The 22,719-nt window shown below is 71.3% G+C and carries 24 protein-coding genes and 1 tRNA gene; 15 read left to right on the top strand and 10 right to left on the bottom strand.

What is annotated here, in order from left to right; genetic code table 11:
• Positions 1-89 precede the first annotated feature (89 nt).
• Positions 90-1,016, bottom strand: a complete 927-nt coding sequence (locus ACR9Y5_RS17675) for an MBL fold metallo-hydrolase (RefSeq protein ID WP_481299192.1) — start codon at positions 1,014-1,016, stop codon at positions 90-92.
• Between the two features lie 25 nt (positions 1,017-1,041).
• Positions 1,042-2,931 carry an FAD-binding monooxygenase gene (locus tag ACR9Y5_RS17670; protein ID WP_481299191.1) on the bottom strand — a complete coding sequence of 630 codons (1,890 nt, stop codon included), beginning with the start codon at positions 2,929-2,931 and terminating at the stop codon, positions 1,042-1,044.
• Positions 2,932-3,095: 164 nt separating this feature from the next.
• Between ACR9Y5_RS17670 and ACR9Y5_RS17665 the strand changes: the two genes are divergently transcribed.
• Positions 3,096-3,812: a DUF1345 domain-containing protein gene (locus ACR9Y5_RS17665; RefSeq protein WP_481299190.1), complete on the top strand. Its 717-nt coding sequence runs from the start codon at positions 3,096-3,098 to the stop codon at positions 3,810-3,812.
• Between the two features lie 67 nt (positions 3,813-3,879).
• Here ACR9Y5_RS17665 and ACR9Y5_RS17660 read toward each other — a convergent pair whose 3' ends face one another.
• Positions 3,880-4,263, bottom strand: coding sequence for a DUF805 domain-containing protein (locus ACR9Y5_RS17660; protein ID WP_481299189.1), 384 nt, complete (start codon positions 4,261-4,263; stop codon positions 3,880-3,882).
• A gap of 156 nt (positions 4,264-4,419) precedes the next feature.
• Between ACR9Y5_RS17660 and ACR9Y5_RS17655 the strand changes: the two genes are divergently transcribed.
• On the top strand, positions 4,420-5,841 hold the full coding sequence (locus tag ACR9Y5_RS17655; protein ID WP_481299188.1) for an O-acetylhomoserine aminocarboxypropyltransferase/cysteine synthase family protein: 1,422 nt from the start codon (positions 4,420-4,422) through the stop codon (positions 5,839-5,841).
• A 6-nt stretch (positions 5,842-5,847) separates the two neighbouring features.
• Entirely contained in the window at positions 5,848-7,167 is a 1,320-nt protein-coding gene (locus ACR9Y5_RS17650; protein ID WP_481299187.1) for an NtaA/DmoA family FMN-dependent monooxygenase, read from the top strand.
• A gap of 318 nt (positions 7,168-7,485) precedes the next feature.
• Here the strand turns inward: ACR9Y5_RS17650 and ACR9Y5_RS17645 are convergent, their stop codons facing one another.
• Positions 7,486-8,040: a CGNR zinc finger domain-containing protein gene (locus tag ACR9Y5_RS17645; protein WP_481299186.1), complete on the bottom strand. Its 555-nt coding sequence runs from the start codon at positions 8,038-8,040 to the stop codon at positions 7,486-7,488.
• A gap of 70 nt (positions 8,041-8,110) precedes the next feature.
• Between ACR9Y5_RS17645 and ACR9Y5_RS17640 the strand changes: the two genes are divergently transcribed.
• The 5 genes from ACR9Y5_RS17640 (at position 8,111) to ACR9Y5_RS17620 (ending at position 11,230) form a co-directional block, all read left to right on the top strand.
• Positions 8,111-9,112, top strand: coding sequence for an EamA family transporter (locus ACR9Y5_RS17640; RefSeq protein WP_481299185.1), 1,002 nt, complete (start codon positions 8,111-8,113; stop codon positions 9,110-9,112).
• Between the two features lie 38 nt (positions 9,113-9,150).
• On the top strand, positions 9,151-9,981 hold the full coding sequence (locus tag ACR9Y5_RS17635) for a class I SAM-dependent methyltransferase (protein ID WP_481299184.1): 831 nt from the start codon (positions 9,151-9,153) through the stop codon (positions 9,979-9,981).
• 108 nt (positions 9,982-10,089) lie between these two features.
• Complete coding sequence (locus tag ACR9Y5_RS17630) at positions 10,090-10,362, top strand: hypothetical protein (RefSeq protein WP_481299183.1); 273 nt, start codon at positions 10,090-10,092, stop codon at positions 10,360-10,362.
• A 31-nt stretch (positions 10,363-10,393) separates the two neighbouring features.
• On the top strand, positions 10,394-10,924 hold the full coding sequence (locus ACR9Y5_RS17625) for a hypothetical protein (protein WP_481299182.1): 531 nt from the start codon (positions 10,394-10,396) through the stop codon (positions 10,922-10,924).
• 54 nt (positions 10,925-10,978) lie between these two features.
• The gene (locus tag ACR9Y5_RS17620; protein WP_481299181.1) at positions 10,979-11,230 is read left to right on the top strand and encodes a DUF3072 domain-containing protein; all 252 of its coding nucleotides are present in this window, start codon (positions 10,979-10,981) and stop codon (positions 11,228-11,230) included.
• A gap of 51 nt (positions 11,231-11,281) precedes the next feature.
• On the opposite strand, the gene ACR9Y5_RS17615 is transcribed toward ACR9Y5_RS17620, so the two are convergent.
• Positions 11,282-12,667, bottom strand: coding sequence for a GH1 family beta-glucosidase (locus tag ACR9Y5_RS17615; protein WP_481299180.1), 1,386 nt, complete (start codon positions 12,665-12,667; stop codon positions 11,282-11,284).
• A gap of 141 nt (positions 12,668-12,808) precedes the next feature.
• Between ACR9Y5_RS17615 and ACR9Y5_RS17610 the strand changes: the two genes are divergently transcribed.
• Complete coding sequence (locus tag ACR9Y5_RS17610; RefSeq protein WP_481299179.1) at positions 12,809-13,573, top strand: COG4705 family protein; 765 nt, start codon at positions 12,809-12,811, stop codon at positions 13,571-13,573.
• Positions 13,574-13,767: 194 nt separating this feature from the next.
• Here ACR9Y5_RS17610 and ACR9Y5_RS17605 read toward each other — a convergent pair.
• From ACR9Y5_RS17605 to ACR9Y5_RS17595, 3 genes are all read right to left on the bottom strand, one after another.
• A tRNA-Arg gene (locus ACR9Y5_RS17605) sits at positions 13,768-13,840 on the bottom strand.
• Between the two features lie 28 nt (positions 13,841-13,868).
• Complete coding sequence (locus ACR9Y5_RS17600; protein WP_481299178.1) at positions 13,869-14,255, bottom strand: MmcQ/YjbR family DNA-binding protein; 387 nt, start codon at positions 14,253-14,255, stop codon at positions 13,869-13,871.
• A gap of 16 nt (positions 14,256-14,271) precedes the next feature.
• Complete coding sequence (locus ACR9Y5_RS17595) at positions 14,272-14,994, bottom strand: dienelactone hydrolase family protein (RefSeq protein ID WP_481299177.1); 723 nt, start codon at positions 14,992-14,994, stop codon at positions 14,272-14,274.
• A 227-nt stretch (positions 14,995-15,221) separates the two neighbouring features.
• Between ACR9Y5_RS17595 and ACR9Y5_RS17590 the strand changes: the two genes are divergently transcribed.
• Together ACR9Y5_RS17590 and ACR9Y5_RS17585 are read left to right on the top strand one after the other, a co-directional pair.
• Positions 15,222-15,515 (top strand): GNAT family N-acetyltransferase, encoded by a 294-nt coding sequence (locus ACR9Y5_RS17590; RefSeq protein ID WP_481299176.1) that lies wholly within the window; start codon positions 15,222-15,224, stop codon positions 15,513-15,515.
• A gap of 7 nt (positions 15,516-15,522) precedes the next feature.
• A complete protein-coding gene (locus tag ACR9Y5_RS17585; protein ID WP_481299175.1) occupies positions 15,523-16,524 on the top strand; it encodes a zinc-binding dehydrogenase in 1,002 nt (333 codons plus the stop codon).
• A gap of 37 nt (positions 16,525-16,561) precedes the next feature.
• Here the strand turns inward: ACR9Y5_RS17585 and ACR9Y5_RS17580 are convergent, their stop codons facing one another.
• Together ACR9Y5_RS17580 and ACR9Y5_RS17575 are read right to left on the bottom strand one after the other, a co-directional pair.
• The gene (locus ACR9Y5_RS17580; RefSeq protein WP_481299174.1) at positions 16,562-16,927 is read right to left on the bottom strand and encodes a hypothetical protein; all 366 of its coding nucleotides are present in this window, start codon (positions 16,925-16,927) and stop codon (positions 16,562-16,564) included.
• Between the two features lie 66 nt (positions 16,928-16,993).
• Positions 16,994-17,218 carry a hypothetical protein gene (locus ACR9Y5_RS17575; RefSeq protein ID WP_440742865.1) on the bottom strand — a complete coding sequence of 75 codons (225 nt, stop codon included), beginning with the start codon at positions 17,216-17,218 and terminating at the stop codon, positions 16,994-16,996.
• Between the two features lie 179 nt (positions 17,219-17,397).
• Here ACR9Y5_RS17575 and ACR9Y5_RS17570 point away from each other — a divergent pair, with 179 nt between their 5' ends.
• From ACR9Y5_RS17570 to ACR9Y5_RS17555, 4 genes are all read left to right on the top strand, one after another.
• Complete coding sequence (locus ACR9Y5_RS17570) at positions 17,398-18,408, top strand: SDR family NAD(P)-dependent oxidoreductase (RefSeq protein WP_481299173.1); 1,011 nt, start codon at positions 17,398-17,400, stop codon at positions 18,406-18,408.
• A gap of 78 nt (positions 18,409-18,486) precedes the next feature.
• Positions 18,487-20,118: a RecQ family ATP-dependent DNA helicase gene (locus tag ACR9Y5_RS17565; protein WP_481299172.1), complete on the top strand. Its 1,632-nt coding sequence runs from the start codon at positions 18,487-18,489 to the stop codon at positions 20,116-20,118.
• 203 nt (positions 20,119-20,321) lie between these two features.
• Positions 20,322-20,879: a dihydrofolate reductase family protein gene (locus ACR9Y5_RS17560; RefSeq protein ID WP_481299171.1), complete on the top strand. Its 558-nt coding sequence runs from the start codon at positions 20,322-20,324 to the stop codon at positions 20,877-20,879.
• Between the two features lie 106 nt (positions 20,880-20,985).
• Entirely contained in the window at positions 20,986-22,719 is a 1,734-nt protein-coding gene (locus ACR9Y5_RS17555) for an ABC transporter ATP-binding protein (RefSeq protein WP_481299170.1), read from the top strand.

Below are 22,719 nucleotides of genomic sequence, written 5' to 3'. Positions count from 1 at the left end.
CCTCCGTCGAGTACACGATTTATGCACGCCGAACGCGCTGAAAGCGTGTAGAAATCGTGTACTCGACGGTGGGGCGCTGGGCGCAGGCGTCAGGGGAGGGGCGCGCGGGCGACGAAGTCGCGGTGCAGAGCGGTCTGCGAGAGGGCGGACAGCAGGGTGAAGCCGCGGAGAGCGTCCCAGCCGCCGGTCCAGGTGAGCGCGGAAGCCACCTCCCAGACCGTGCAGCCGGGATGCGCGGCGACCTCACGCGCGCGGCGCAGGTGGTGCTCGGTCAGCTCGGCACAGCGGTCCGTCAGGCCGGTGAAGGGCTGCTCGTGCCCGGGGAGCACGTGGACGCCCGGGCCGTCGAGCGCCGCGACCCGCCGCAGCGACGCGAGGTAGTCGGCGATCGGGTTCGACGCGCTCGGACCGCCGAGGCCCAGGCCGGTGTTCACCGTCGGGAGCACGTGGTCGCCGCTGAGGACCAGCCGCGCATCCTCGTCGTACAGGCAGACGGAGCCGGGCGTGTGGCCCGGAGTGTGCAGCACACGCAGGCGCCGGCCGGGCACGTCGAGCAGGTCGCCGTCGTCGAGCAGTCCGTCCGCCCGGCGCAGCGACGGCACGACCGGCGCCGTGACGGCCGCCATCAGCTCCGGCCTCCGCTCAGCGGGGACGGCCCAGGCGTCGAGGTCGGGTGCGGGCAGCCCGCGGGCGAGCGCATCGAGCGCCTCCTGCTCCCGACGGTGCAGGAGCACGGGCGCTCCGGTGCGCCGGCGCAGGTCCTCGGCGGCGCCCGCATGGTCGGCGTGCAGGTGGGTCACCGCGATCGCGGCGATGTCCTCCGGCCGGCGGCCGAGCGCATCCACCGCCCCCAGCAGCGCGGCCTCCGCCGCGGCGGTCGGCGATCCGGGGTCCACGACGAGCACGCCTCCGCGGGCGTCCTCGATCAGGTACGCGAGGCTGTACGGCAGTCCTCCCGGCGGCATCGGGATGCGCACGGCGTGCACCCCGTCGGCGAGGGTCGCGAAGGCGGTCACCACGTCAGGGTAGACCGCCGTGCACTCACGCGCTGACTGTCGTGTGCAGGATCGGCGCGAAGAACGACGCGAGCTCCGCCGTCGCGGTCAGCGGGAGCACGTGCGCCACGTACTGGTCGGGACGCACCACCACGATCGTCCCGCGGCGGTCGATGCCGCGCTCGGCGAAGATGTCGTGGGCGGGGTCCGCCGCGTAGACCTTCTCGTAGTCGATCAGGCCGAACGGTCCGACCCGCGGCAGGAACAGCGGCGGCACGACGCCGAGGTCGACGGCCGTGTGGTCCTGCTGGTAGACGACCTTCACGTCGAACCAGGCGTCCGGATCGGCGCCGTCGGGCGTCGCAGCGAGCGGGGAGTCCGGGGCGTTCGCCAGCCACTCGGCGAGGTCGGCGACGGCGGAGGGCTGTCCGGCGGCCGCCCGGCCGGCGAAGACGTAGATGCGCCAGCGGCCGTCGGCGCGGGCGTGGTGGCCCAGGTGAACCGGGTTGCCGTCGCACACCCTCTCGACCGGCGCCGACTTGAACCGCTTGCCGATCGGGAAGCCGGTCGCCAGCTCCTGATGTGCGGCCTCCCCGACGATCAGCGACGGGGCGTACTGCGTCATGAACCCGGCGGGGAACTCCGCCGTGCGCACGTAGAAGTCCTCCAGCTCGGACGGGCTCGCGAACTCCTCGGGCTTCTTCGCCATCAGCGTCGACCACTGCTTGTCGAAGTCGATGAGGTCCTTCGCGACCACCTGGCGTTCGGCGGAGTAGGTCGCGAGCAGCGACTCCGGCGCACGTCCGTCGAGTACGTGACCGAGCTTCCAGCCGATGTTGAAACCGTCCTGCATCGAGACGTTCATCCCCTGGCCGGCCTTGGCGCTGTGGGTGTGGCACGCGTCGCCGGTGATGAAGACGCGCGGGGTGCGCGTGCCGAGCTCGTGCGGTTCCACATCGTCGAACCGGTCGGTGAGCCGGTGGCCCACCTCGTAGACGCTGTGCCACGCGACGTTCCGGACGTCCAGAGTGTACGGGTGCAGGATGGCGTTCGCCTTCGCGATGATCTGCTCGATGCTGGTGGAGCGCACGGCGCCGTTGTCGCCCGGCTGCACCTCGCCGAGGTCGACGTACATCCGGAACAGGTAGCCGCCCTCCCGCGGGATCAGCAGGATGTTGCCCGCCTCGGACTGGATCGAGCACTTGGTGCGGATGTCCGGGAAGTCGGTGACGGCCAGAACGTCCATCACGCCCCAGGCGTGGTTCGCCTGGTCGCCGGCGAGGTGGCACCCGATCGCCTCTCGCACGCGGCTGCGCGCGCCGTCGGCGCCGATCACGTACTTCGCGTGCACGACCCGTTCGGACCCCTGGTCGGGACCGGCCGTGCGGCGCAGCGTGACCGCGACGGGATGCTCGCCCTCCCCGACCGTCAGGCCGACGAAATCGAAGCCGTAGTCGGGCGTCAGCCGCGACGGCGAGTTCGCCGCGACCTCGGCGAAGTAGTCGAGCACACGGGCCTGGTTGACGATGAGGTGGGGGAACTCGCTGACGCCGGTGGGGTCGTCGACGGGCCGGGCGGTGCGGACGATGCGGGAGGGGTCGGCGGGGTCGGGCTTCCAGAAGGCCATCTCGGTGATGCGGTACGCCTCGGCGATGATCCGCTCGGCGAAGCCGAAGGCCTGGAAGGTCTCGACGCTGCGCGCCTGGATGCCGTCCGCCTGCCCGATGGCGAGACGCCCCGGGCGTCGTTCGACGAGGCGCGTCACCACATTCGGGAACTGCGCCAGCTGAGCCGCTGCGATCATCCCGGCGGGGCCCGAACCGACGATGAGCACGTCCACCTCGTCGGGAAGCTCGGCGGGGCGGTCTGTCCCCGCGCCGGCGGGCTCATGGATGCGCGGGTCGCCGGAAACGTAGCCGTGGTGGTGGAACTGCACGGGTGCCTCACTTCGTCGTAAGTCGTTCTTTATGCGAACGCTGTGTTCGCATATCGCAATCCACTGTACCGGTGTGGTGCTCCCGACGGAAGCGAACGTCATGAACCGGCGCGGAGTGCGTCTGTCCCAGCGGGTACCCATCGTTCGCCGGCCCGGAGGAGAGCATGACAATCATCGATACGCAGGCCCAGACCGCCCTGCGCCGGAGCGGACGACGACCGGGTCTCCTGGCGCGCATCGGCGTGACCGTGGGGCTGGTGCTCAACCTGCTCGTCCAGCTCGGGATGATCGCCCTCGGGGTGGTCCTGTTCTTCACGCCCGGCGAGATCGAGACGGTCGACCTGCTCCTCGACTGGTGCCTCGTCGGCATCGCCTACGGCAGCGTCGTCGCGATCGTGGTCGCCCGAGCGGCCGGGCGCCCACCGGGGGCGGAGGCGGTGCGACCGCCCCGGTTCTTCACCGCGTGGCCGGCGCGCGTCGTCTACTCGGCCTCCACCGTCCTCGTGAGCGCGGTCGGTATCGTGGCGGCCGTCCAAGTGTGCGTGCAGCACGCGCATCCCGGTGTCGGGCTGCTGGCGAACGTCGTCGGGACGCTCTCGATGGTGCTGTCCTGGCTCCTGCTCCAGTGGGGGTACGCGCAGGCGTATCACGCGCGCTACGCGCGGTCCGCTGAGCCGGTCCTCGCCTTCCCGCTCGGGGCCGAACCGCGGATCAGCGACTTCGTCTACTTCGCTTTCACCGTCGGCACGTCGTTCGCGGCTTCCGACGTGGAGGTGCTCTCCCCGCGTCTCCGCTGGACCGTCGTCAAGCACTCGGTGCTGAGCTTCTTCTACAACGGCGCGATCATCGTCCTGGCGCTCAACACGTTGACGGCGCACTGACCTGCGGTTGCCGCATCGCTTCGGAACCCGGCGCGCATGGCCGGGTTCCGGGGTGCGGTCTCCGTGCCTACGCGTCGAACCGCTCGCCGGCCGGATGCGCCGGGCCGGTCAACTGCACGAGCAGGATGATCCACCCGACGACCGGGATGAGGCCCCAGAACCAGTTGCCGCCCGATCGGTTGGTGTCGTGGAGCCGGCGCCAGGTGATCGCGAGCGACGGGATGATCGTCGCCACGCTCCACAGCGTGGCGACCCACGGCAGGAACTGGAGGGTGACCGACCCGACCCCCAGCGCCATGGACGGGATGTTGACGAACAGGAAAGCCCACCAGAACTCCGAGGCGCTCGCGCGGCCCGAGAAGGTCGCGTACTTCGACCAGAACCGGATGAAGGCCTGCCCGAACGTGGCGCCGCGGAGCGGAGTGGTGGCGGTCTCGTCGAGGATAGTCATACGTGTAGTTCTCCTAAATGTCGGTACTACCCGTAACAGACGTCGCACCCAGGCGTTCGTGACGCGACAGCGGGACCGGGCCTGCGCCCGCGTCCTCGTCCGTAGCTTTCCGCAACAGAACGACCGTGCGGCCGGGCGGTGCCGCACCATAGGGAGATGCCGGAGTTCACCACCCAACAGGTCCACGCGGGAGAGTCCCGCGACGCCGCTCATGGCGCCCGCGTGACGCCGATCTACCTGACCGCCGGGTTCGAGTTCGACAGCTTCGCCCAGGCCGAGGGGCGCTTCGGCGGCGACGAGGCCGGCTACACCTACAGCCGCTCGGGCAACCCGACGACCGCCGCCCTCGAGCGCCGGGTCGCCGGCCTGGAGCGCGGGCGCGAGGCGATCGCGGTCGGCAGCGGCCAGGCGGCGCTGACCGTCGCACTGCTCGGCCTTGTGCAGGCGGGCGACCACATCCTCTCGGCGCAGAGCATCTACTCCGGCACCCGCGGCCTGTTCGAGAACGGCCTCAAGCGGCTGGGCATCGAGATCGAGTTCGTCGACGATCCGACGGACCTCGACGAGTGGCGCCGGCGCATCCGGCCGAACACCCGCGTGCTGTTCGGCGAGTCGATCGCCAACCCCGGCACCGAGATCCTCGACATCGCGGGCGTCGCGGCGGTCGCGCACGAGAACGGCCTCCCGCTCGTCGTCGACAACACGCTCGCCACGCCGTACCTGCTGCGCCCGGGCGACTTCGGCGCAGACATCGTCGTGCACTCGGCCAGCAAGTACCTCGGCGGCCACGGTTCGACGCTCGGCGGCATCGTCGTCGACCAGGGCGGCTACGACTGGGCTTCGTCGCCGTTCCGCCACCTGACCGGACCGGACGAGTGGCTGGATGGACGCAGCTACGTCGACGTGCACGGCACCGGCGCGTACGCCGCGTTCGCGCGCTCGGTCGTCGCCTCCCTCTTCGGGCCTGTGCTGTCGCCGATGAACGCGTTCCTCATCCAGCAGGGCATCGAGACCCTCTCGCTGCGCGTCCAGCGGCAGTCGGACACGGCACTCGCCGTCGCCCGCTGGCTGGAGGCGCAGCCCGAGGTCGTCCGTGTCGACTACGCGGGGCTCGCCTCGCACCGGGCGCACGGCCTCGCGCAGCGCTACCTGCCGCGTGGGCAGGGCGCGGTGCTCGGCTTCGCGCTGGCCGGCGGCGCGGCAGCGGCCGAGCGGTTCTACGACGCGGTCGAGCTGTTCAGCCGGATGACCCACATCGGCGACGTGCGGTCGCTCATCCTGCACCCCGCATCCACCACCCACGGTCACCTCACCGCGGACGTGCGCGAGGAACTCGGGATCGGCGGCGGCCTGCTGCGCCTGTCCATCGGGCTGGAGGATGCGGACGACCTGATCGAGGATCTGGCGCGCGGGCTGGCGGCGGTCGCGGCCGGCGATGCGGCGGGCACGGTACGGAATCCGGCGGGCGCGGTACGGGATGCTGCGGCGCCCGACCCGGACGCGGGCGCGCCAGCGGCGGACACGCTGCCCGCCCACGCATTCGCGACGGACGCGGCGGTCCCCGCCGCAGGACGGTAGGAGCACATGGCACGCCTGCAGCACTTCGGCTGGTTCTTCAGCCGCGGCTTCGGCCCGCAGGGCTGGGGTCACCCCTACTGGGAGTGGGGGTACGACTGGACCCGTCCCGACCTCTACCAGCAGTCGGCGCGCGAGCTGGAGCAGGCGGGTCTCGACCTCGTCATCATCGAGGACGCGCTGTCCCTCGGCTTCCCGGAGACGATCGATCTGCGCGTCCGCGAGGCGTACGGCGGGCCCAAGCACGACCCGCTCATCCTCTCGCCGTACCTCCTCGACGCCACCCGGCACCTCGGCGTCGCGCCGACGATCAACGCGGGCGCCTATCCGCCCTATGTCGCGGCCCGTCAGTTCGCGTCCCTCCACCACCTGAGCGATCACCGCCTGGGAGTCAACGTCGTAACGGATGTCGGCAGCGCGCGCCACCTCGGCCTGCCTCCGCTGTCGCACGACGCCGCCTACGACCGCGCCGAGGAGTGGCTCACCGTCATCCGCCGGCTGTGGCACAGCTGGGACGACGGCGCCCTGGTACAGGATGCGGCGACGCGCCACTTCGCGGACGGCTCGAAGATCCGCGGGTTCGAGCACGAGGGGGAGTACTTCCGTCTCGCCGGACCGCTGAACGCGGTGCCCTTCTCGCAGGGCGACCCGGCGATCGTCTCCCCGGGCGGATCGCCGCGCGGCATCGCGTTCGCCGGAACGCACTCGGACGTGCAGCTGGCGCTCGCGCCGCTCGACGCGCAGAGCATCCGCGACTACCGCACGAAGGTGCGCGAGGCCGCCGTGGCCGCGGGACGCGACCCGGACTCCATCAAGGTGCTGTTCGTGTTCAAGCCCGAGGTGGTGGCGAGCGACGAGGAGGCGCGGCGTGTCGTCGAGGCGTCGAAGCATCCGACGGACGAGGAGCTGTACCGTGCCCTGGCCGGCCAGTCCAGCGACCTGGAGACCGACCTCACCGTGCTCTCGCTCGACGAGCCGTTCGACGTCTCGGTCTTCGGAGACCACGTCTCGCAGGGCAGCATCAAGGGGCTGTTCGGCAAGCAGGGCATCCGCGAGGGTGTCACCCTGCGCGAGCTGATCGCGCCGAAGGTGGTCAAGGGGCGCATCGCCGACCGGGAGGGATTCGTGGGGACGGCCGAGCAGATCGCCGACTTCATCGAGGAGATCGGCGAGGAGGCCGACAACGACGGCTTCATCTTCTCGGGCGACCTGCACCCGGTGACGCTGCACCGCTACCTGGACGAGCTCGTCCCGGTGCTGCGCCGCCGCGGCATCCTGCGCGCCGAATACGGCGACGGGGGGATCCGGGCGAACCTGCGCGACTTCTGAGGCGGGCCACCTATCGTCGGAGAACCGGTCCCGAATCTCCAACGCAGCGCTCTGGGGATGGAGTTTTGCGCGGATTCGGGCCGGATCTCCGAGGTACCGCCGCGGATCTCCGACGGACGGGTGGCGGTCGCCGGCGGCGTCGCGGGGCAGCGCATCGACCTATCGTCGGAGAACCGGTCCCGAATCTCCGACGCAGCGCTCTGGGGAGGAGTTTCGTGCGGATTCGGGCCGGATCTCCGACGGACGACGCCAGATCTCCGACGTAAGGCCGGGTGCCGGGTGCCGGGTGCCGGGCGCCGGTGCCGGGCCCGGCGGCGGCTACGCCTCGCGGTCCTGGCGTGCGCGGAACGCGATCATGTTCATACGGTTGCCGCAGCGCACGCTGCAGAAGCGCTTCGAGCCGTTGCGGGAGAGGTCGAGCAGCAGGCCCGCGCAGTCGTCGGCCGCGCAGACACGCAGGCGCCCGGTCTCGCCGGAACGGATGACGTCGACCAGGGCGAGGGCGATCTCGACCCGGATGCGCTCGGCGAGCGGCGCATCCTGAGCGGTCGCGTGCAGGTGCCAGTCGAAGCCGTCGTGCCGCATCAGGTAGGGGAGGGCACGCGCCTCGGCGAGCATGGCGTTCACCTCGAGGGCCGCCGCGTCGCGGTCGAGCGACCAGGTGCGCCGCAGCCGCTCGCGCGTCTCGTGCACGTCGCTGAGTTCCGCCTCGTCGCCGTCGATGCGTCCGGAGTACCGGCTCTCGGTGAGCAGTGTCACCAGATCGGCGGGGGTCGCGAGCTCGTCGTCACCGCTGCGCGAGGCGTCCGGGGCAGTGTTGCAGAGCAGCACGGCGAACTCCAGCGCATCCACCGTGTCAGGGGCAAAATGCAAGTTGACTCCTTACTCACGACGGGACTAGCGTCAGGACCATCATCCCTTACGATCCTGACAGGTGAGTCGCATGCAGCACGGACGCTCCACATCCTTCGGCCTCGTCGTCGCTGTGATCTCGGCCGCGACGTTCGGGATGTCGGGAGCGTTCATCAAGCCGCTGCTGGAGAGCGGATGGTCGCCGGTCGCCGCGGTGACGATGCGCGCCCTGATCGGCGGCGTCGTGCTGCTCCCGTTCGCGCTCGTCGCGGTGCGCGGGCGCTGGGCGGCGGTGTGGCGCGGACGCTGGCGGCTGCTCGGGATGGCACTGGTCGGCGTCGCCGGGACCCAGGTGCTCTACTTCGCGGCCATCCAGCGCATCCCCGTCAGCACCGGGATCCTGGTCGAGTACCTGGCGCCCGTGCTGCTGGTCGCGGTGGTCTGGGCGCGCACCAGGAAGGCGCCGCGGATGGTGGTGCTCGCAGGCTCGGTCGTGGCCGTCACCGGGCTGGTGCTGGTCGTGTCCCCGGGAGGAGCGGGGGCGATCGATCCGGCCGGCCTGCTGCTGGCCGTCGCGGCGATGGTCGGATGTGCGGCCTTCTACGTGATCGCCGCGCGCCCGAGCGACGGTCTTCCGCCGGTCGCGCTGGCGTCCGGAGGGCTGCTGATCGGTGCGGTGGCGCTCGCGGGGGTGGGCGCCACCGGGCTGCTGCCGGTGACGGTGAGCTTCGCGGACGTCCCGCTGTTCGGGAACCCGACCGCCTGGTGGGTGCCGCTGCTGATCGTCGGCGTGGCGGCCACCGCCGTCGCGTACGCGGCCAGCATCACGGCGACGGAGATCCTCGGGTCACGGCTCGCGTCCTTCACCGGATTGCTCGAGGTGGTCGCCGCCACCCTCTACGCCTGGCTGCTGCTCGGCGAGCGGCTCAGCCTGACCCAGCTTTTCGGCGGCCTGCTCATCCTCGGCGGCATCGCCCTGGTCCGGGCCGACCGCGGCGCGGAGGCCGCGCCGCGCCGGGTGCGCCGCCGGGCGCGCGGCCGGGTACTGACGTCGGCCGCCCCTTCGCAGGAGCGGACCGCTCCGCTAGGCTGACAGGCTCGGCGCCCCCCGGGCGGAGGGACGGGACGGTCATGTCCGAATTCACCGAGGCGAACCGGGCCAACTGGGACGAGCGAGCGGTGCTGCACGCCGAGCGTGGGCCGCACGGTTACCGGGTGTCCCAGTACATCGAGGACCGCGAGGCGATCTCCGGGGTGGTGCGGTTCGACCTCCCGCGCCTCGGTCCGGTCGCGGGGCTGCGGACCGCGCACCTGCAGTGCCACATCGGCACGGACACGCTCTCGCTCGCCCGGCTCGGCGCACGAGTCACCGGCCTCGACTTCTCGGCGAACGCCATCGACGAGGCGCGCCGGCTGGTCGCCGACACCGGAGACGACGTCGACTTCGTCGTCGCGGACGTCTACGACGCGGCCTCGGTGCTGGAGCCCGGGACCTTCGACCTCGTCTACACCGGCGTCGGCGCCCTGTGCTGGCTGCCGAGCGTGGACCGATGGGCGCGAGTGGTGGCCGGCCTGCTCGCACCGGGCGGGTCCCTGTTCCTGCGGGAGGGGCATCCCATCCTCTGGACGATGGATGAACGGCTCGACGACGACCTGCACCTCCGGTTCCCGTACTTCGAGCACGAGCAGCCGCTCGAGTGGGACGGCGACTCCACGTACGTGGAGACCACGCGCCCGCTCACGGCGACGCGGACGTACGAGTGGAACCACGGCCTGGGCGAGATCGTCACGGCGCTGCTCCACGCAGGGCTCCGTATCGACCTGCTGGAGGAGCACGACAGCGTCCCGTGGGAGGCGCTCCCCGGACAGATGGTGCATCGCGGGGACGGCGAGTTCGCGCTCGGCGCCCTCAGCGGCGTGGCGCCCCTCAGCTATACGCTGCGAGCGAGCAGGCAGGCCTGAGACCTGGGCCGCCTGAGACCTGGGCCCCCTGAGACCGGGGCACCCGACACAGGGGGAGGACCAGCCCGACCCCTTGCCGCGGCCGGTCCCCGCGGGGATGGTGGCGGTATGGAAGCACGCAGCAGCGACGAGAGCCAGCGCCGGCGCGGCGACGGGTCGACGATGGATGAGCGCCTGACCGGCGTGCGCGACCCCCGCGACCCGGACGGGTTGCTCACGGTGGAGGACGACGCGCATCGGCCGGACCCCTCCCGCTACGGCTCCCCCGAGACCGACACGTTGGAACGGGAGCGGGCGTACTTCGCGCGGCTCGGCGAGGACGGCTCCGCGGCCGACCTGCCGGAGGTGCCCCGGCCGCACGGTGTGACCGGCCTCGGCTGATTCCCCTCGAGAGCCGGGGGAGAATGGCGGGATGGCCTTCCCTGCGACCGAACGCATCATCCCCGTGACGGCGAACCGGATCGAGCTGGAGGCCGCGGTCGCTTTCGGAACGCTGCGCCGGGCCTTCGAGGCGGAGGTGCCGCCGCTCGACGTCGCCCGCGTGCGGGAGCTCGTCGCAGAGGGCGCCGAGTGGCGCCGGCTGACGGCCGGGACCGCCGGACCGGGCATCCACCGCTTCGTCCGGTTCTGGACGGACCACCCGACGCCGGTGATGCGCGTGGGCGGGGCCGACATCCCGAGCGCCGTCTACCTGATCGGGGACTACGCGACCGCCGCGCGGATGTTCCGGCACGACCCGGCGACCCTGCTGTACACGCCGCTCAGGGTCGAACTGCACGCCTCGCGCACCGGCGGCACCGTGCTCAGCGTCGACCAGCCGAGCAGCGTCCTGAGCGGATTCGGCAACAACAAGATCACGCAGGCGGGCTTCGAACTCGACCGGATGCTCGGGGACCTGCTGGAGGAGCTGGGCCTGCCGCGCCCCAGCATCCTGCGCCGCTGACATCCCCTCGCGGCGGGGTGGGGGCTGTCGGACCCGCGGCGTACTCTCTGCCTCATGACCGACACCAGCGACACCACCAACGGACCCGACGACGTTCTGGGCGCGCGCGACGGCGACGCCAACCCGGCGAGCAAGGACCCGTCGGATTGGGTCACCGGCGACGAGCCGATGACCGCCTCGCAGCGCAGCTACCTGGACACGCTGGCCCGTGAGGCCGGCGAGGAGATCGCCGCCGACCTGACCGAGGCGCAGGCGTCGACCGAGATCGACCGGCTGCAGCAGAAGACGGGACGCGGCCAGAGCTAGCGGGCGCGGCCGGACGGCGCCTCCGCCGTGCGCTCTGCGGGCGCCCGGGGCTCAGCCCCGGGAAGCCGGGACCGCGTCGCGGAGGAAGTCCGCCACCCAGCGCGCGCTCCGCTTCGGGGTGCGCTTCTGCGTCCGGTAGTCGACGTGCACCAGGCCGAAACGGCGCGAGTAGCCCCAGGCCCACTCCCAGTTGTCCATCAGCGACCAGATGAAGTAGCCGCGCAGCGGCAGGCCCTCGGCGACCGCATCCCGTGCCGCCTCGACGTGGGCCTCGAGGTAGTCGGTGCGGGCGCCGTCGTCGATCACGCCGTTCTCGTCCACGCGGTCGTGGAAGGCGGCGCCGTTCTCGGTGATGTACAGCGGCAATTCCGGGGCGAGCTCGTGCGCCTGACGGAGCACGTCGGCCATCCCGTCGGGGTGGACCTCCCAGCCCATCTCGGTGGCCGGTGCGCCGGTGCGGACGAAGCGGACGTGCTCGCTGCCCGGGTACGCGCTCGCCGGGGCGCCCGCTGCGGGCGTGGAGCCGGAGGCGACCGTGTGCCGGCTGTAGTAGTTGATGCCGAGGAAGTCGATCGGTGCGGAGATGCGGCGCAGGTCGTCGTCGGTGGCGTTCTCGGCGAACCAGGCGGTCTCGCCCAGGTCGTCGAGCACGTCGGCGGGGTAGGAGCCGCGCAGCACGGGCTCGAGGAAGAGCCGGTTGCTGAGGCCGTCGATGCGGCGGACGGCGTCCGCATCGCCCTCGGAGTCGCCCGCGGGCAGCACCGAATAGAGGTTGAGCGTCGTGCCCACCCGCGCGGTGGAGCTGCTCGCGCGCAGCGCCTCGAGGGCGTGCCCGTGGCCGAGGAGGAGGTGGTGGGCCGCGTGCGCCGCCCGCGAACCGAGGGTGCGACCGGGGGCGTGGTACCCGCTCGCATATCCGAGGAACGCAGAGCACCACGGCTCGTTCAGCGTGATCCAGTCTGTGACCACGTCACCCAGGCGGTCGGCCACCTGTGCGGTGTAGTCCGCGAAGCGCATCGCGGTGTCGCGGTGCAGCCAGCCGCCGCGGTCCTCCAGCGCTTGCGGCAGATCCCAGTGATACAGCGTCGCCCACGGCGTGATGCCCCGCTCGCGGAGCCCTTCGGCCAGGCGGCGGTAGAAGTCGATGCCGGCCTTCGACGGCGCGCCGGTGCCGTCGGGCTGGATGCGCGGCCACGCGATCGAGAACCGGTACGCGTCGACGCCGAGGTCGGACATCAGCCGGACATCCTCCGCCCAGCGATGGTAGTGGTCGTCCGCCACGTCGCCGGTGCTGCCGTCGGCGATGGCGCCCGGCACCCGCGCGAACGTGTCCCAGATGCTCACGCCGCGCCCGTCCTCGCGGGTGGCTCCCTCGATCTGGTACGAGGCCGTCGCCGTCCCGACGACGAAGTCCTCGGGGAGGTCGCTTCTGCGCATGGTCTCTGCTCCTTCGCGGGGCGAGTGCCCCGGGTCCTCTCGGAGCGTACCCGTTCGAAACGGCCCGCTGTCTCTGAGCCCTCTCAGATGTTCGTCCCTGCCGCTCAGGGTCGGGGGGCCGGCATTCGGGATGCTGGGGGGATGCGCAACACCGTCCCCGCCGTCACCGCCCTGTTCTGGGTGACCAAGCTGCTGACGACGGCGATGGGCGAGACCGCGTCCGACTTCCTGGTCAAGACCATCGACCCGGTCGTCGCGGTCGGCGGCGCCTTCGTCCTCTTCGCCGCGGCACTGGGACTGCAGTTCGTGGTGCGGCGGTACATCCCCTGGGTGTACTGGTCGGCGGTACTGATGGTGGCCGTCTTCGGCACGATGGTCGCCGACGTTCTGCACGTCGAACTCGGGGTGCCGTACGTGGTGTCCACGATCGTCTTCGCGGTCGTCCTCGCCGCGGTGTTCGTGCTCTGGTACCTGACGCAGCGGACGCTGTCGGTGCACCGCATCGACACCCCGGCGCGCCAGGTGTTCTACTGGTGCGCGGTGCTGGCGACCTTCGCCCTCGGAACGGCGGCCGGCGACCTGACGGCGACCACACTCGGCCTCGGCTACTTCGCCTCGGCGCTGCTGTTCGGCATCCTCTTCGCGATCCCGGGCATCGCGTACCGGTGGTGGGGGCTCGGCGCGACGGCCGCCTTCTGGACCGCCTACGTGCTGACCCGGCCGTTCGGCGCGTCGCTCTCCGACGGCCTCGCCGTCACGCACGCGCGCGGCGGCCTGGCGCTCGGCACGGGACCGGTCAGCCTGGTGCTGCTCGCCGCGATCGTGGTGTGCGTCGCGGTGCTGACCGTGCGCGGGCGCTCCGCGGCCGAGCCGGCCGTCGACGCTCCGGCGGCGGCGGGGTTGTAGCGCGTCCGATCCGCGCCCCATTGTCGGAGATTTGCGCACGTCCGACGGAGATCCGCGCCCGATCGGCCCGGATCTCCATCCGCAGAGCGCTGCGTCGGAGATTCGGGACCCATTTTCCGACGATCGAACAGGTCTCTGCCGCACGAAAAAGCCCCGCTCGACGGGGAGCGGGGCGTTCACTGTCTCAACCAGTGTGCGCCACGAGGGATTCGAACCCCCAACCTTCTGATCCGTAGTCAGATGCTCTATCCGTTGAGCTAGTGGCGCATGATCCGCACGCGGACCGGGTTAGAGCTTACATGACCCTATCCAAGACCGCCAATTGGCGACGGAGGGCGACCTGGCGGTACGACGTCTCGATCAGTTCTGAGGTCTCCGACCAGTCGCCGGCCGCGCGGTCCAGCTCGATCGCCAGCCAGCCGCTCGGGCCCCAATACTTCGGGACGAACACGCGCGGGTCCTGTCGCCACGCCGGCGCCTCCGCCGGGTCGGGCTTGAAGACCAGCGTGTCGGTGCGGTCCATCGTCGCCCCGAGCACGGCGAACGCGCGCCCGGATGAGCCCGCCTTCCACGAGGGGCGCCCGTGGTTCATGGTCTCCACGGCCTCCGGGAGCCGGAGGCACAGTGCACGCACCCGCTCCACCAACGGGTCGCCCGGCTCGAACAGCAGCGGATGCTCCATCAGCCCATCGGCTCGGTCACTGGAACACCTCGTCCAGGAAGCAGACCAGGGCGCGCCAGCTTCGTGCGTCGGCGACCGGGCGGTAGCTGTCCCGGCCCGGGATGGTGAACGCGTGCGGTGCACCCGAGTACGTGGTCACCTGCCAGTCCACGTGCGGTGCGCCCCGCAGCTCCTCCTCGAAGGCGACGACGGCCTCGTCCGGCACGACCGGGTCCGAGCCGCCGGTCAGCACGAGGAGCGATGCGGCGATCTGGCCCGCGTCCGACGGGTCGTGGGCGATCAGGCCGCCGTGGAACGAGACGACGCCGCGCGCCGGTGCGCCCGTGCGGGCGAACTCCAGTGCTGCGGTACCGCCGAAGCAGTAGCCGACGACCGCGAGGCGGGCGGGGTCGACGGCCGGATGCTGACGAAGCCAGCTGAAGCCGGCCGCCACGCGCGAGCGCAGCAGCGGGAGGTCGCGGTAGTACTTCCCGGCCTCGGCGGAGGCGTCGCCGCCGGTCGCCGGTCGGACATCCGCGCCGAAGAGGTCCGCGGCGAAGGCCACGTATCCGCGCCGGGCCAGCATCTGCGCGCGCATGCGGACGTTGTCGGCGACGCCGAACCAGTCGTGCAGCACCAGCACGGCCGGCCTGCGCTCGTCGGCTTGCGCATCCCGGGCCAGGTAGCCCTCCAGCGCCAGACCCTCGTGCTCGTAGGCGACGCTCTCGGCCTCGATGACGGAGTGCTCTCCGATCGGCACCTGCTCGAGCAGGGCCTGGTATGCGGGCGCGAGAAGGGCGACGGGGTGTCGAACGTCACGGGTGGACTCCAGGGTTCTCGAGTCGCACGGACGGCGGGTGCCGCCGGCGGCCTGGGCTGCTGTGACCTCGGTCGCGGAACGCGCGGGAACCCTCGGGTGCGGGTCGGGATCCCACGGTTTCAGCGTACCCCGCTTCCCCCGCGCGGCGGCGGACGTACGATGGGCCCATGACCACGGAGTTCAGCGACCAGGCGGATGAGAGCCGCTACGCGATGCACGTCGACGGCGAGCTGGCTGCGGTGCTCGACTACCGCATCCTGGGCGACGCCATCTCGTTGACGCGGGCGTTCACGATGCCCAACCAGCGCGGCAAGGGGTACGCCGGTCAGCTGGTGGAGTGGGCGGTCGACGACATCGAGAAGAACGGGACGCTGCGCATCGTGCCGATGTGCTCGTACGTCGGCGACTGGTTCGACAAGCACCCCGAACGCGCGGCGCTGCTGCAGCGCCGCGCCGGCTGACCGCCCGATGAGCCGCGCGGGGGACACGGGGCCGTCGCGCCTCGTGGCCCGCGTCTCGAGGTTCGGCGACGCCTCCGCGATGGTGCTGGCCCACGCGCCGATCCGGCCGCCCCGTGGCAACGAGGTCGTCGTGCGGGTGACGCACGCGTCCCTGGGGGCGACGGACCTGCTCGCCCGTCGGGGCGGCTACATCCTGCAGCCCCTCCCGGGTTTCGTGACCGGCTACGACTTCGTCGGCGAGCTCGTCACGGAGTCGGCCGTGTCGCTCGCCCTCGGCCTCCGATCGGGTGCTGTGGTCGCGGGCGTCCTGCCGCGGATGGGGGCGCACGCGTCGTTCCTCACGGTCGCGCCGACCCTGCTGGTCGCCGTGCCGCGCGGGCTGGACCCGGCGACGGCGGCCGTGCTGCCCCTCGACGCGATCACCGCGGCGCACGCCCTGGAGCTCGCGGGCCCGGCGCGGAGCATCCTGGTGCAGGGCGCATCCGGAGCGGTGGGGGCGCTCGCCGCGCAGCTGGCGCTCCGCACCGGCTCGACCGTGGTCGGTACGGCGTCCGCCCGCACGGCGGAGCGGGTTCGTGCGCTCGGCGCGCACGTCGTCGACCACTCCGACCGCGACTGGCCCGCGCTCGTTCGGCAGGCGGCGGGGGGAGCGGTGGAGGCGGTCATCGACCACACCGGGACCGACCGGGTCCGGGATGTGCTGGCGCCCGGCGGCGTGCTGGTGCGCACCGGCTTCGCCGGACGCGCCGGGCATGAGCGGGCAGACGCCCTGCGCGGCGCCGCGGTCGCCGCACGTGACCGGCGGGAGCGCGTGTGCAGCGCGCCCCTCTACGTGGCGACACGGCGCAACGCCTATCGACGCACGCTCGCGCGCCTGCTGGCCGACGCGGCCGACGGGTCGCTGCGCGTCGCCGAGCCGCTGGTCCAGCCGCTCGCGGACGTCTGGGAGGCGCACCGCGCCGCCGAGGCTGCTCCCGCCGGCGTGAAGGTCGTGCTCGCGACCGCCTGACCGATGGACGGCGTGGCGGGTGGAGCGGACGGCGCGTCTAGAACGCGAACAGCTGGCCGAGCACGATGACCGCGATCAGGAAGAGCACCACGATCGTGGCGATGACGATCACGGCGCGCGGTGACAGCCGGGCGATCCCGAAACCGACGATGAACGGCAGGGCGAGGCAGCCGAGCGCGAGCACCCACCAGAACGCGGCGAACCCGCCGGCCGACGCCGACTCCAGCCGTCCGCCGAACAGCTTCTGGGAGGCGGGATGCGTCGCGAAGGCGATGCACGCGGATAACGGATAGGCGATGAGCACCGCGGTGATCAGGCCGGCGAACGCGCCCCACAGCCCGCGCTTCCCGCCGAGCTGGAGCGTCTCCTCCTGATGCGGTGCCTGCCTGCTCTTGGTGCTCATGGCGCACAGCATAGCCAGCGGCCCGCGAGCGGCGGTATGCAGTGATCGGCGCCCGCTCGTGCAGGCTCAGAAGTCGTCGGGCGACCCGATCACGACGGGCACGCACTCCGTGAAGCGGTAACGGATCAGCTCCGGCCAGAGGGTGGAGTCGCACAGGTCGAACACGTCCATCACCGCCGCCCCGCCGATGTGCGACGGAAGGCGCAGCTCGAAGGGCGGCTCGCTGGTGCGTTCGAATTCGATCTCGAACGCCGTGTCTTCGCGCTCGAGCACCGCGAGAACGGTCTCCATGGTCGCCTCCTCCGCGCTACGGATCGATGCAGGACCACCGATACGCCTCCTGGGCCGTCGGACAACCCCCCGCCCGCCGCCGATCCGTCACGGTGTTCTCCCAGCCCCCTATCTGGCACTCAGTGCCATAATCATTCCGACACTCGAACACCCGAGCATCCCGAACGAGGAGGACGACGATGACCGATCCGAAACCGCTGACCGCGCACAGCACCATCGGCGAGTGGCTGGCCCACCCGAAGGGAGCACCACTGATCCAGGGACTGCTCGCCCAGTCCGGCGTCAACGAGGAGATGCTCGCACCGGTGCGCGGCCTCCCACTCCAGCAGCTCGTCGCCATGAGCCAGGGCCGGCTCCCGCAGTCCGTCGTCGACGGACTGGTGCTGCAGGCCAATGACGGCGTCATCCCGGAGGACGTCGAGACCGGGTGGGTCGAGAAGATCACCCCCGGTCGCTTCGACGGCCGCACGGTGATCGTGACCGGCGCGGCCTCCGGCATCGGCCGGGCCACCGCCTCCCGCATCGCCCGCGAAGGCGGTCGCGTGATCGCGGTGGACATCACCGCGGAGCGGTTGGCCGACCTCGCCGCGTCCCTTCCCGAGGGCTCGGTCGAGACGGTGGTGGGCGACATCACCCGCCAGGACGATATCGATGCGATCGTGGCCGCCGCAGGCTCCCGGATCGACGCACTCGCGAACATCGCCGGCGTGAACGACGACTTCTCCCCGGCCCACGAGACTTCGGATGCGGTCTGGGACCGCACGATCGGCATCAACCTGACCGGCGGGTTCATGCTGACTCGCGCCGTGCTGCCGGCGATGCTGTCCGCGGGCGCCGGGTCGATCGTCAATGTCGCCTCGGAGGCGGGCCTCCGCGGCAACGCCTCGGGAACCGCCTACACCGTCTCCAAGCACGGGGTCGTCGGGCTCACCCGCAGCACGGCCTTCATGTACGGACCGCAGGGCATCCGGGTCAACGCGGTGGCCCCGGGTGGGGTCGCGACGGGCATCCCCATGCCGGCGCATCCCTCCGAGGCGGGCACGGCGCGCCTGACCCCGTTCCAGCAGCAGATCCCGACGATCGCGACGGCGGAGCAACTCGCCGCGTCCATCACCTTCTTGCTGAGCGACGACGGCGTGAACATCAACGGCGCCGTGCTGCCGAGCGACGGAGGCTGGTCCGTCCAGTAGTCCGCAGAGCTGTCTCGCCACGACGGATGGTGGGGGACTCGTCAAGGCACGCCCGGCTCGACCGGCTACGGTGACCTCATGTCGCGCATCCAGGACGTCGCCCGCGATTCGTTCGGCTGGGACCCGCTCCGGCCCCGCCTCGCCGAGGCGATGGAGGTGCTGCTCGGCGGCGGCGACGTGCTCGCCGTGATGCCGACCGGCTACGGCAAGTCGTCGCTGTACCAGGTGACCGGCACGATCCTCGGCGGCGTCACGATCGTCGTCTCGCCGCTGATCTCGTTGCAGGAGGACCAGGTGCGGTCGCTGGGCGAGGCGACGGACGTGCCGCGCGCGTTCGCCATCAACTCGTCCGCCGGTCAGCGCGAGCGGGAGCAGGACTGGGAGGCGCTCGAGTCGGGCGAGCCCGGGTTCGCCTTCCTCGCCCCCGAGCAGCTGGCGAACCCGGAGGTGCGCGAGCGGCTCGCCGCGCTGCCGGTCTCGCTCTTCGCCGTGGACGAGGCGCACTGCGTGTCGTCCTGGGGTCACGACTTCCGCCCCGACTACCTGCTGCTCGGTGGCGTCATCGACGAGCTCGGCCATCCGCCGGTCGTCGCGATGACGGCGACGGGTGCCCCGCCGGTGCGCGCCGAGATCGCGGAGCGGCTCGGGATGCGGCGTCCCCGGCTGTTCGCGACCGGCTTCGACCGCCCCAACCTCCGGCTCGAGGTCCACCGCTACGAGGAGGACTCGGAGAAGCGCGCTGCGGTCGTGGAGCAGGTCCGCGGGCGCGACGGGTCCGGACTGGTGTACACCGCCACGCGGAAGGACGCGGAGCTGTATGCCGAGCAACTGGAGGCCGAGGGGGTCGCCGCCGCCGCCTACCACGCGGGGCTCAAGCGGGCGGAGCGTGACGACGTCTACGAGCGGTTCATGGACGACCGGGCCCGGGTGGTCACTGCGACCAGCGCCTTCGGGATGGGCATCGACAAGCACGACGTCCGTTTCGTCGTCCACGCCTCGGTGACGGATTCGCTGGACAGCTACTACCAGGAGGCCGGACGCGCCGGGCGCGACGGCGAGCCGGCCCTCGTGACCCTGCACTATCGGCCGGAGGACTTCGCCCTGACGAAGTTCTTCTCCGGTGGCGGCCCGGATGCGAACGAACTCGCGCGGGTGTTCGCCGCGGTGGAGAAGGAGTCGGGTCTCTCGCGCTCCGGCCTGGCGGAGCGGACCGGGATCAGCGTCCGCTCGCTCGGCCGTCTGCTCGGGCTGCTGCGGGATGCGCGGGTGCTGAGCGGAAACGACGGCGAGTTGACGGCGGAGGACCTGAGACCTGGGGAGGCGGCGGCCCGCGCCGTCGGGGAGGCGGAGGCGCGGCAGCGGATCGAGCACTCCCGGTCGCAGCTGATGCAGGAGTATGCCGAGACGGGAATGTGCCGGCGCCAGTTCCTCCTCGGCTACTTCGGGGAGGAGCTGCCCGATCCGTGCGGGAACTGCGACACATGCGCGTCCGGCAGCGCCTACCGCTGGGCGGAGGAGCACGACGCGGCCGGCGAGGACCCGTTCCCACTCGCGGCGCGCGTCTCCCACGAGACATGGGGCGTCGGCGTCGTGATGCACACCGAGCGCGACAGGCTGACCGTGTTCTTCGACGCCGCGGGCTACAAGGTGCTCTCGCTCGCCGCGGTCCGCGAGGGCGGCCTGCTGGAGGTTCTCGGACCGGCGGCCTGACCGGAGGCCTGACCGGAGGCCCGACGGCCCGACCGACGGCCTGACGGTGCCCCGACCGCGCGTCAGCTGCGGCCGATCGCCTGGGCGCGCGCCACAGCGGCCTCGACGCCGTCGAGGCAGGGCTCGCTGTGCCACGGATCCGGCCCCGCCGTTCCGCGACGCCACGCCAGCCTCTATGCTGGTCCGCGACAAGGGGGAATCTCATGGGTGGCATCGCTGTGCACGAGTTCGTCTCGCTGGACGGTGTGTTCGAGGATCCGAGCTGGACAGCCGAGTTCGGGTTCGATCCGGAGATGGGCGACGACATCGGGCGTCTCACCCGCGCCTCCGACGCCATCCTCCTCGGCCGGCGCACCTTCGAGATGTTCGCACCGGCGTGGTCGCAGCGCACCGCGGCCGACGACGCGGGGGCGCCGTTCTTCAACGACAGCCCGAAGGGCGTGGTCAGCTCGTCGCTCGACGACGAGACGGCCGAACGCATCTGGGGCAACTCGCGGTCGCTCGGGGCCTACGATCCCGCGCGCATCCGTGAGTTCGCCGACTCCTTCAGCGGCGGCGTCTACGTGAGCGGTTCGGGGTCGCTCGTCCGCTCGCTGCTCGCCGACGGGCTGCTCGGCTCGCTCCACCTGTTCGTCTACCCGCTGGTCCGGGGCACGGGCGCACGCCTGTTCCCGGAGGGCAGTACGCCCGCGCAGTTGCGACTGCGCCACCACGACGCCTACGACAACGGCGTCCTCCATCTCCACTACACCGCCGTCTGACCGCTATTCGGATTGAGGTCACTCCGCGTCCTCAATCCCCGCTAGCGTCAGGGATGCCGCACCACCGGCGGTCACATCCATCACCACAGCACACCCGGGAAGAACTGTGACTCTGCTTCGCCTATCGCTTCGTTTCGTGCGCCCCTACTGGCGTGCGGTGACCGCGGTCGTGATCCTCCAGCTGATCGCGACCATGGCCGCCCTCTACCTGCCGACCCTCAACGCCGACATCATCGACAAAGGCGTGGTCAAGGGCGACACCGACTTCATCTGGCGCACCGGCGGGATGATGCTGGTCGTCTGCTTCGTCCAGGTGATCGCCGCCGTCGCCGCCACCTACTTCGGCGCGCGCGCCTCCATGTCCACAGGCAAGGACATCCGCCGCTCGTTCTACCGCAAAGTGGATGCGCTGCCGTCGCTCGACCTCGCGCGCTGGGGCACCCCGACGCTGATCACGCGCAACACGAACGACGTGCAGCAGGTGCAGATGCTGCTCCTCATGACCTTCAACTTCATGGTGTCCACGCCGATCATGTGCATCGCGGGCATCATCTTCGCCGTACGCGTCGACGCGGGTCTGTCGTGGCTGATCTGGGTGTCGGTCGCTGTGCTGTTCGTCGTCGTCGGCATCCTCGTGGCGGTGCTGCTGCCGATGTTCCGCATCATGCAGGAGCGCATCGACGGCGTGAACGGCGTCATCCGCGAGCAGATCGTCGGCATCCGCGTCATCCGCGCGTTCGTGCGCGAGAAGTTCGAGACCGACCGCTATGACGACGCCAACGCCGCACTCACCCGCATCTCGGTGAAGGTCGGCAACGTGTTCGTGCTGATGTTCCCGGTCATCATGCTCATCCTCAACGCGGCGACGGTCGCCGTGCTGTGGTTCGGGGGTCACCGGGTGGATGCGGGCGACATCCAGATCGGCGCGCTGACGGCGTTCCTGCAGTATCTGCTGCAGATCCTCGTCGCGGTCATGATGGGCGTCTTCATGGCGATGATGATCCCGCGCGCCATGGTCTGCGCGGAGCGCATCGAGGAGGTGCTGGGCGCGGTGCCGAGCAGCTCCGCCGAGGGCGGGGCGGCGGCCGGGGCGCCGCGCGACGGCCGGATCGAGGTCGACAGGGTGACCTTCGGGTACCCGGGAGCCGAGAAGCCGGTGCTCAACGACGTGTCGTTCACAGCCGAAGCCGGCCGCGTGACCGCCATCGTCGGATCGACAGGCTCCGGCAAGACCACGCTCGTGTCGGTCATCGCCAACCTCTTCACGCCGCAGAAGGGCCACGTCCGCATCGGCGGCGTCGAGGTGGACGGACTGAGCCGCACCCAGATCGCCGGCGTGCTCGGGCTCGTGCCGCAGCGTCCCTACCTCTTCTCCGGGACGATCGCGACAAACCTCCGCTTCGGGCGACCCGACGCGACGGACGACGAGCTGTGGGAGGCGCTGCGGATCGCCCAGGCCGAGGACTTCGTCCGCGCCAAGGAGCACGGCCTCGACGAGCGCATCGCGCAGGGCGGCACCAACGTCTCCGGCGGCCAGCGCCAGCGGTTGTGCATCGCGCGTGCGCTGGTGGCACGGCCGCAGGTGTTCCTCTTCGACGACTCGTTCTCGGCGCTCGACGTCGCGACGGACGCCCGGTTGAGACGGGCGCTCGCCGACTCCACCGGCGACGCCGCGGTGATCGTCGTCGCGCAGCGGGTGTCCACCATCCGCGAAGCCGACACGATCATCGTCATGGACGACGGGCATGTCGTCGGCCAGGGCACCCACGACGAACTGGTCGAGACGAACGAGACGTACCGCGAGATCGTCGAGTCGCAGCTGAGCCTGGAGGTGGCCTGA

Source organism: Leifsonia sp. KNZ13-11D, from assembly GCF_056754895.1.
The sequence above is the reverse complement of the archived record's forward strand: the minus strand, read 5'-3'. Positions and strand labels throughout refer to the sequence as shown.

Coding starts and splice junctions, on each gene's coding strand:
- ACR9Y5_RS17665 (WP_481299190.1), top strand. CDS start 3,096: ATGACAATCATCGATACGCAGGCCCAGACCGCCCTGCGCCGGAGCGGA.
- ACR9Y5_RS17660 (WP_481299189.1), bottom strand. CDS start 4,263: ATGACTATCCTCGACGAGACCGCCACCACTCCGCTCCGCGGCGCCACG.
- ACR9Y5_RS17655 (WP_481299188.1), top strand. CDS start 4,420: ATGCCGGAGTTCACCACCCAACAGGTCCACGCGGGAGAGTCCCGCGAC.
- ACR9Y5_RS17650 (WP_481299187.1), top strand. CDS start 5,848: ATGGCACGCCTGCAGCACTTCGGCTGGTTCTTCAGCCGCGGCTTCGGC.
- ACR9Y5_RS17640 (WP_481299185.1), top strand. CDS start 8,111: ATGCAGCACGGACGCTCCACATCCTTCGGCCTCGTCGTCGCTGTGATC.
- ACR9Y5_RS17635 (WP_481299184.1), top strand. CDS start 9,151: ATGTCCGAATTCACCGAGGCGAACCGGGCCAACTGGGACGAGCGAGCG.
- ACR9Y5_RS17630 (WP_481299183.1), top strand. CDS start 10,090: ATGGAAGCACGCAGCAGCGACGAGAGCCAGCGCCGGCGCGGCGACGGG.
- ACR9Y5_RS17625 (WP_481299182.1), top strand. CDS start 10,394: ATGGCCTTCCCTGCGACCGAACGCATCATCCCCGTGACGGCGAACCGG.
- ACR9Y5_RS17620 (WP_481299181.1), top strand. CDS start 10,979: ATGACCGACACCAGCGACACCACCAACGGACCCGACGACGTTCTGGGC.
- ACR9Y5_RS17615 (WP_481299180.1), bottom strand. CDS start 12,667: ATGCGCAGAAGCGACCTCCCCGAGGACTTCGTCGTCGGGACGGCGACG.
- ACR9Y5_RS17610 (WP_481299179.1), top strand. CDS start 12,809: ATGCGCAACACCGTCCCCGCCGTCACCGCCCTGTTCTGGGTGACCAAG.
- ACR9Y5_RS17600 (WP_481299178.1), bottom strand. CDS start 14,255: ATGGAGCATCCGCTGCTGTTCGAGCCGGGCGACCCGTTGGTGGAGCGG.
- ACR9Y5_RS17590 (WP_481299176.1), top strand. CDS start 15,222: ATGACCACGGAGTTCAGCGACCAGGCGGATGAGAGCCGCTACGCGATG.
- ACR9Y5_RS17585 (WP_481299175.1), top strand. CDS start 15,523: ATGAGCCGCGCGGGGGACACGGGGCCGTCGCGCCTCGTGGCCCGCGTC.
- ACR9Y5_RS17580 (WP_481299174.1), bottom strand. CDS start 16,927: ATGAGCACCAAGAGCAGGCAGGCACCGCATCAGGAGGAGACGCTCCAG.
- ACR9Y5_RS17575 (WP_440742865.1), bottom strand. CDS start 17,218: ATGGAGACCGTTCTCGCGGTGCTCGAGCGCGAAGACACGGCGTTCGAG.
- ACR9Y5_RS17570 (WP_481299173.1), top strand. CDS start 17,398: ATGACCGATCCGAAACCGCTGACCGCGCACAGCACCATCGGCGAGTGG.
- ACR9Y5_RS17565 (WP_481299172.1), top strand. CDS start 18,487: ATGTCGCGCATCCAGGACGTCGCCCGCGATTCGTTCGGCTGGGACCCG.
- ACR9Y5_RS17560 (WP_481299171.1), top strand. CDS start 20,322: ATGGGTGGCATCGCTGTGCACGAGTTCGTCTCGCTGGACGGTGTGTTC.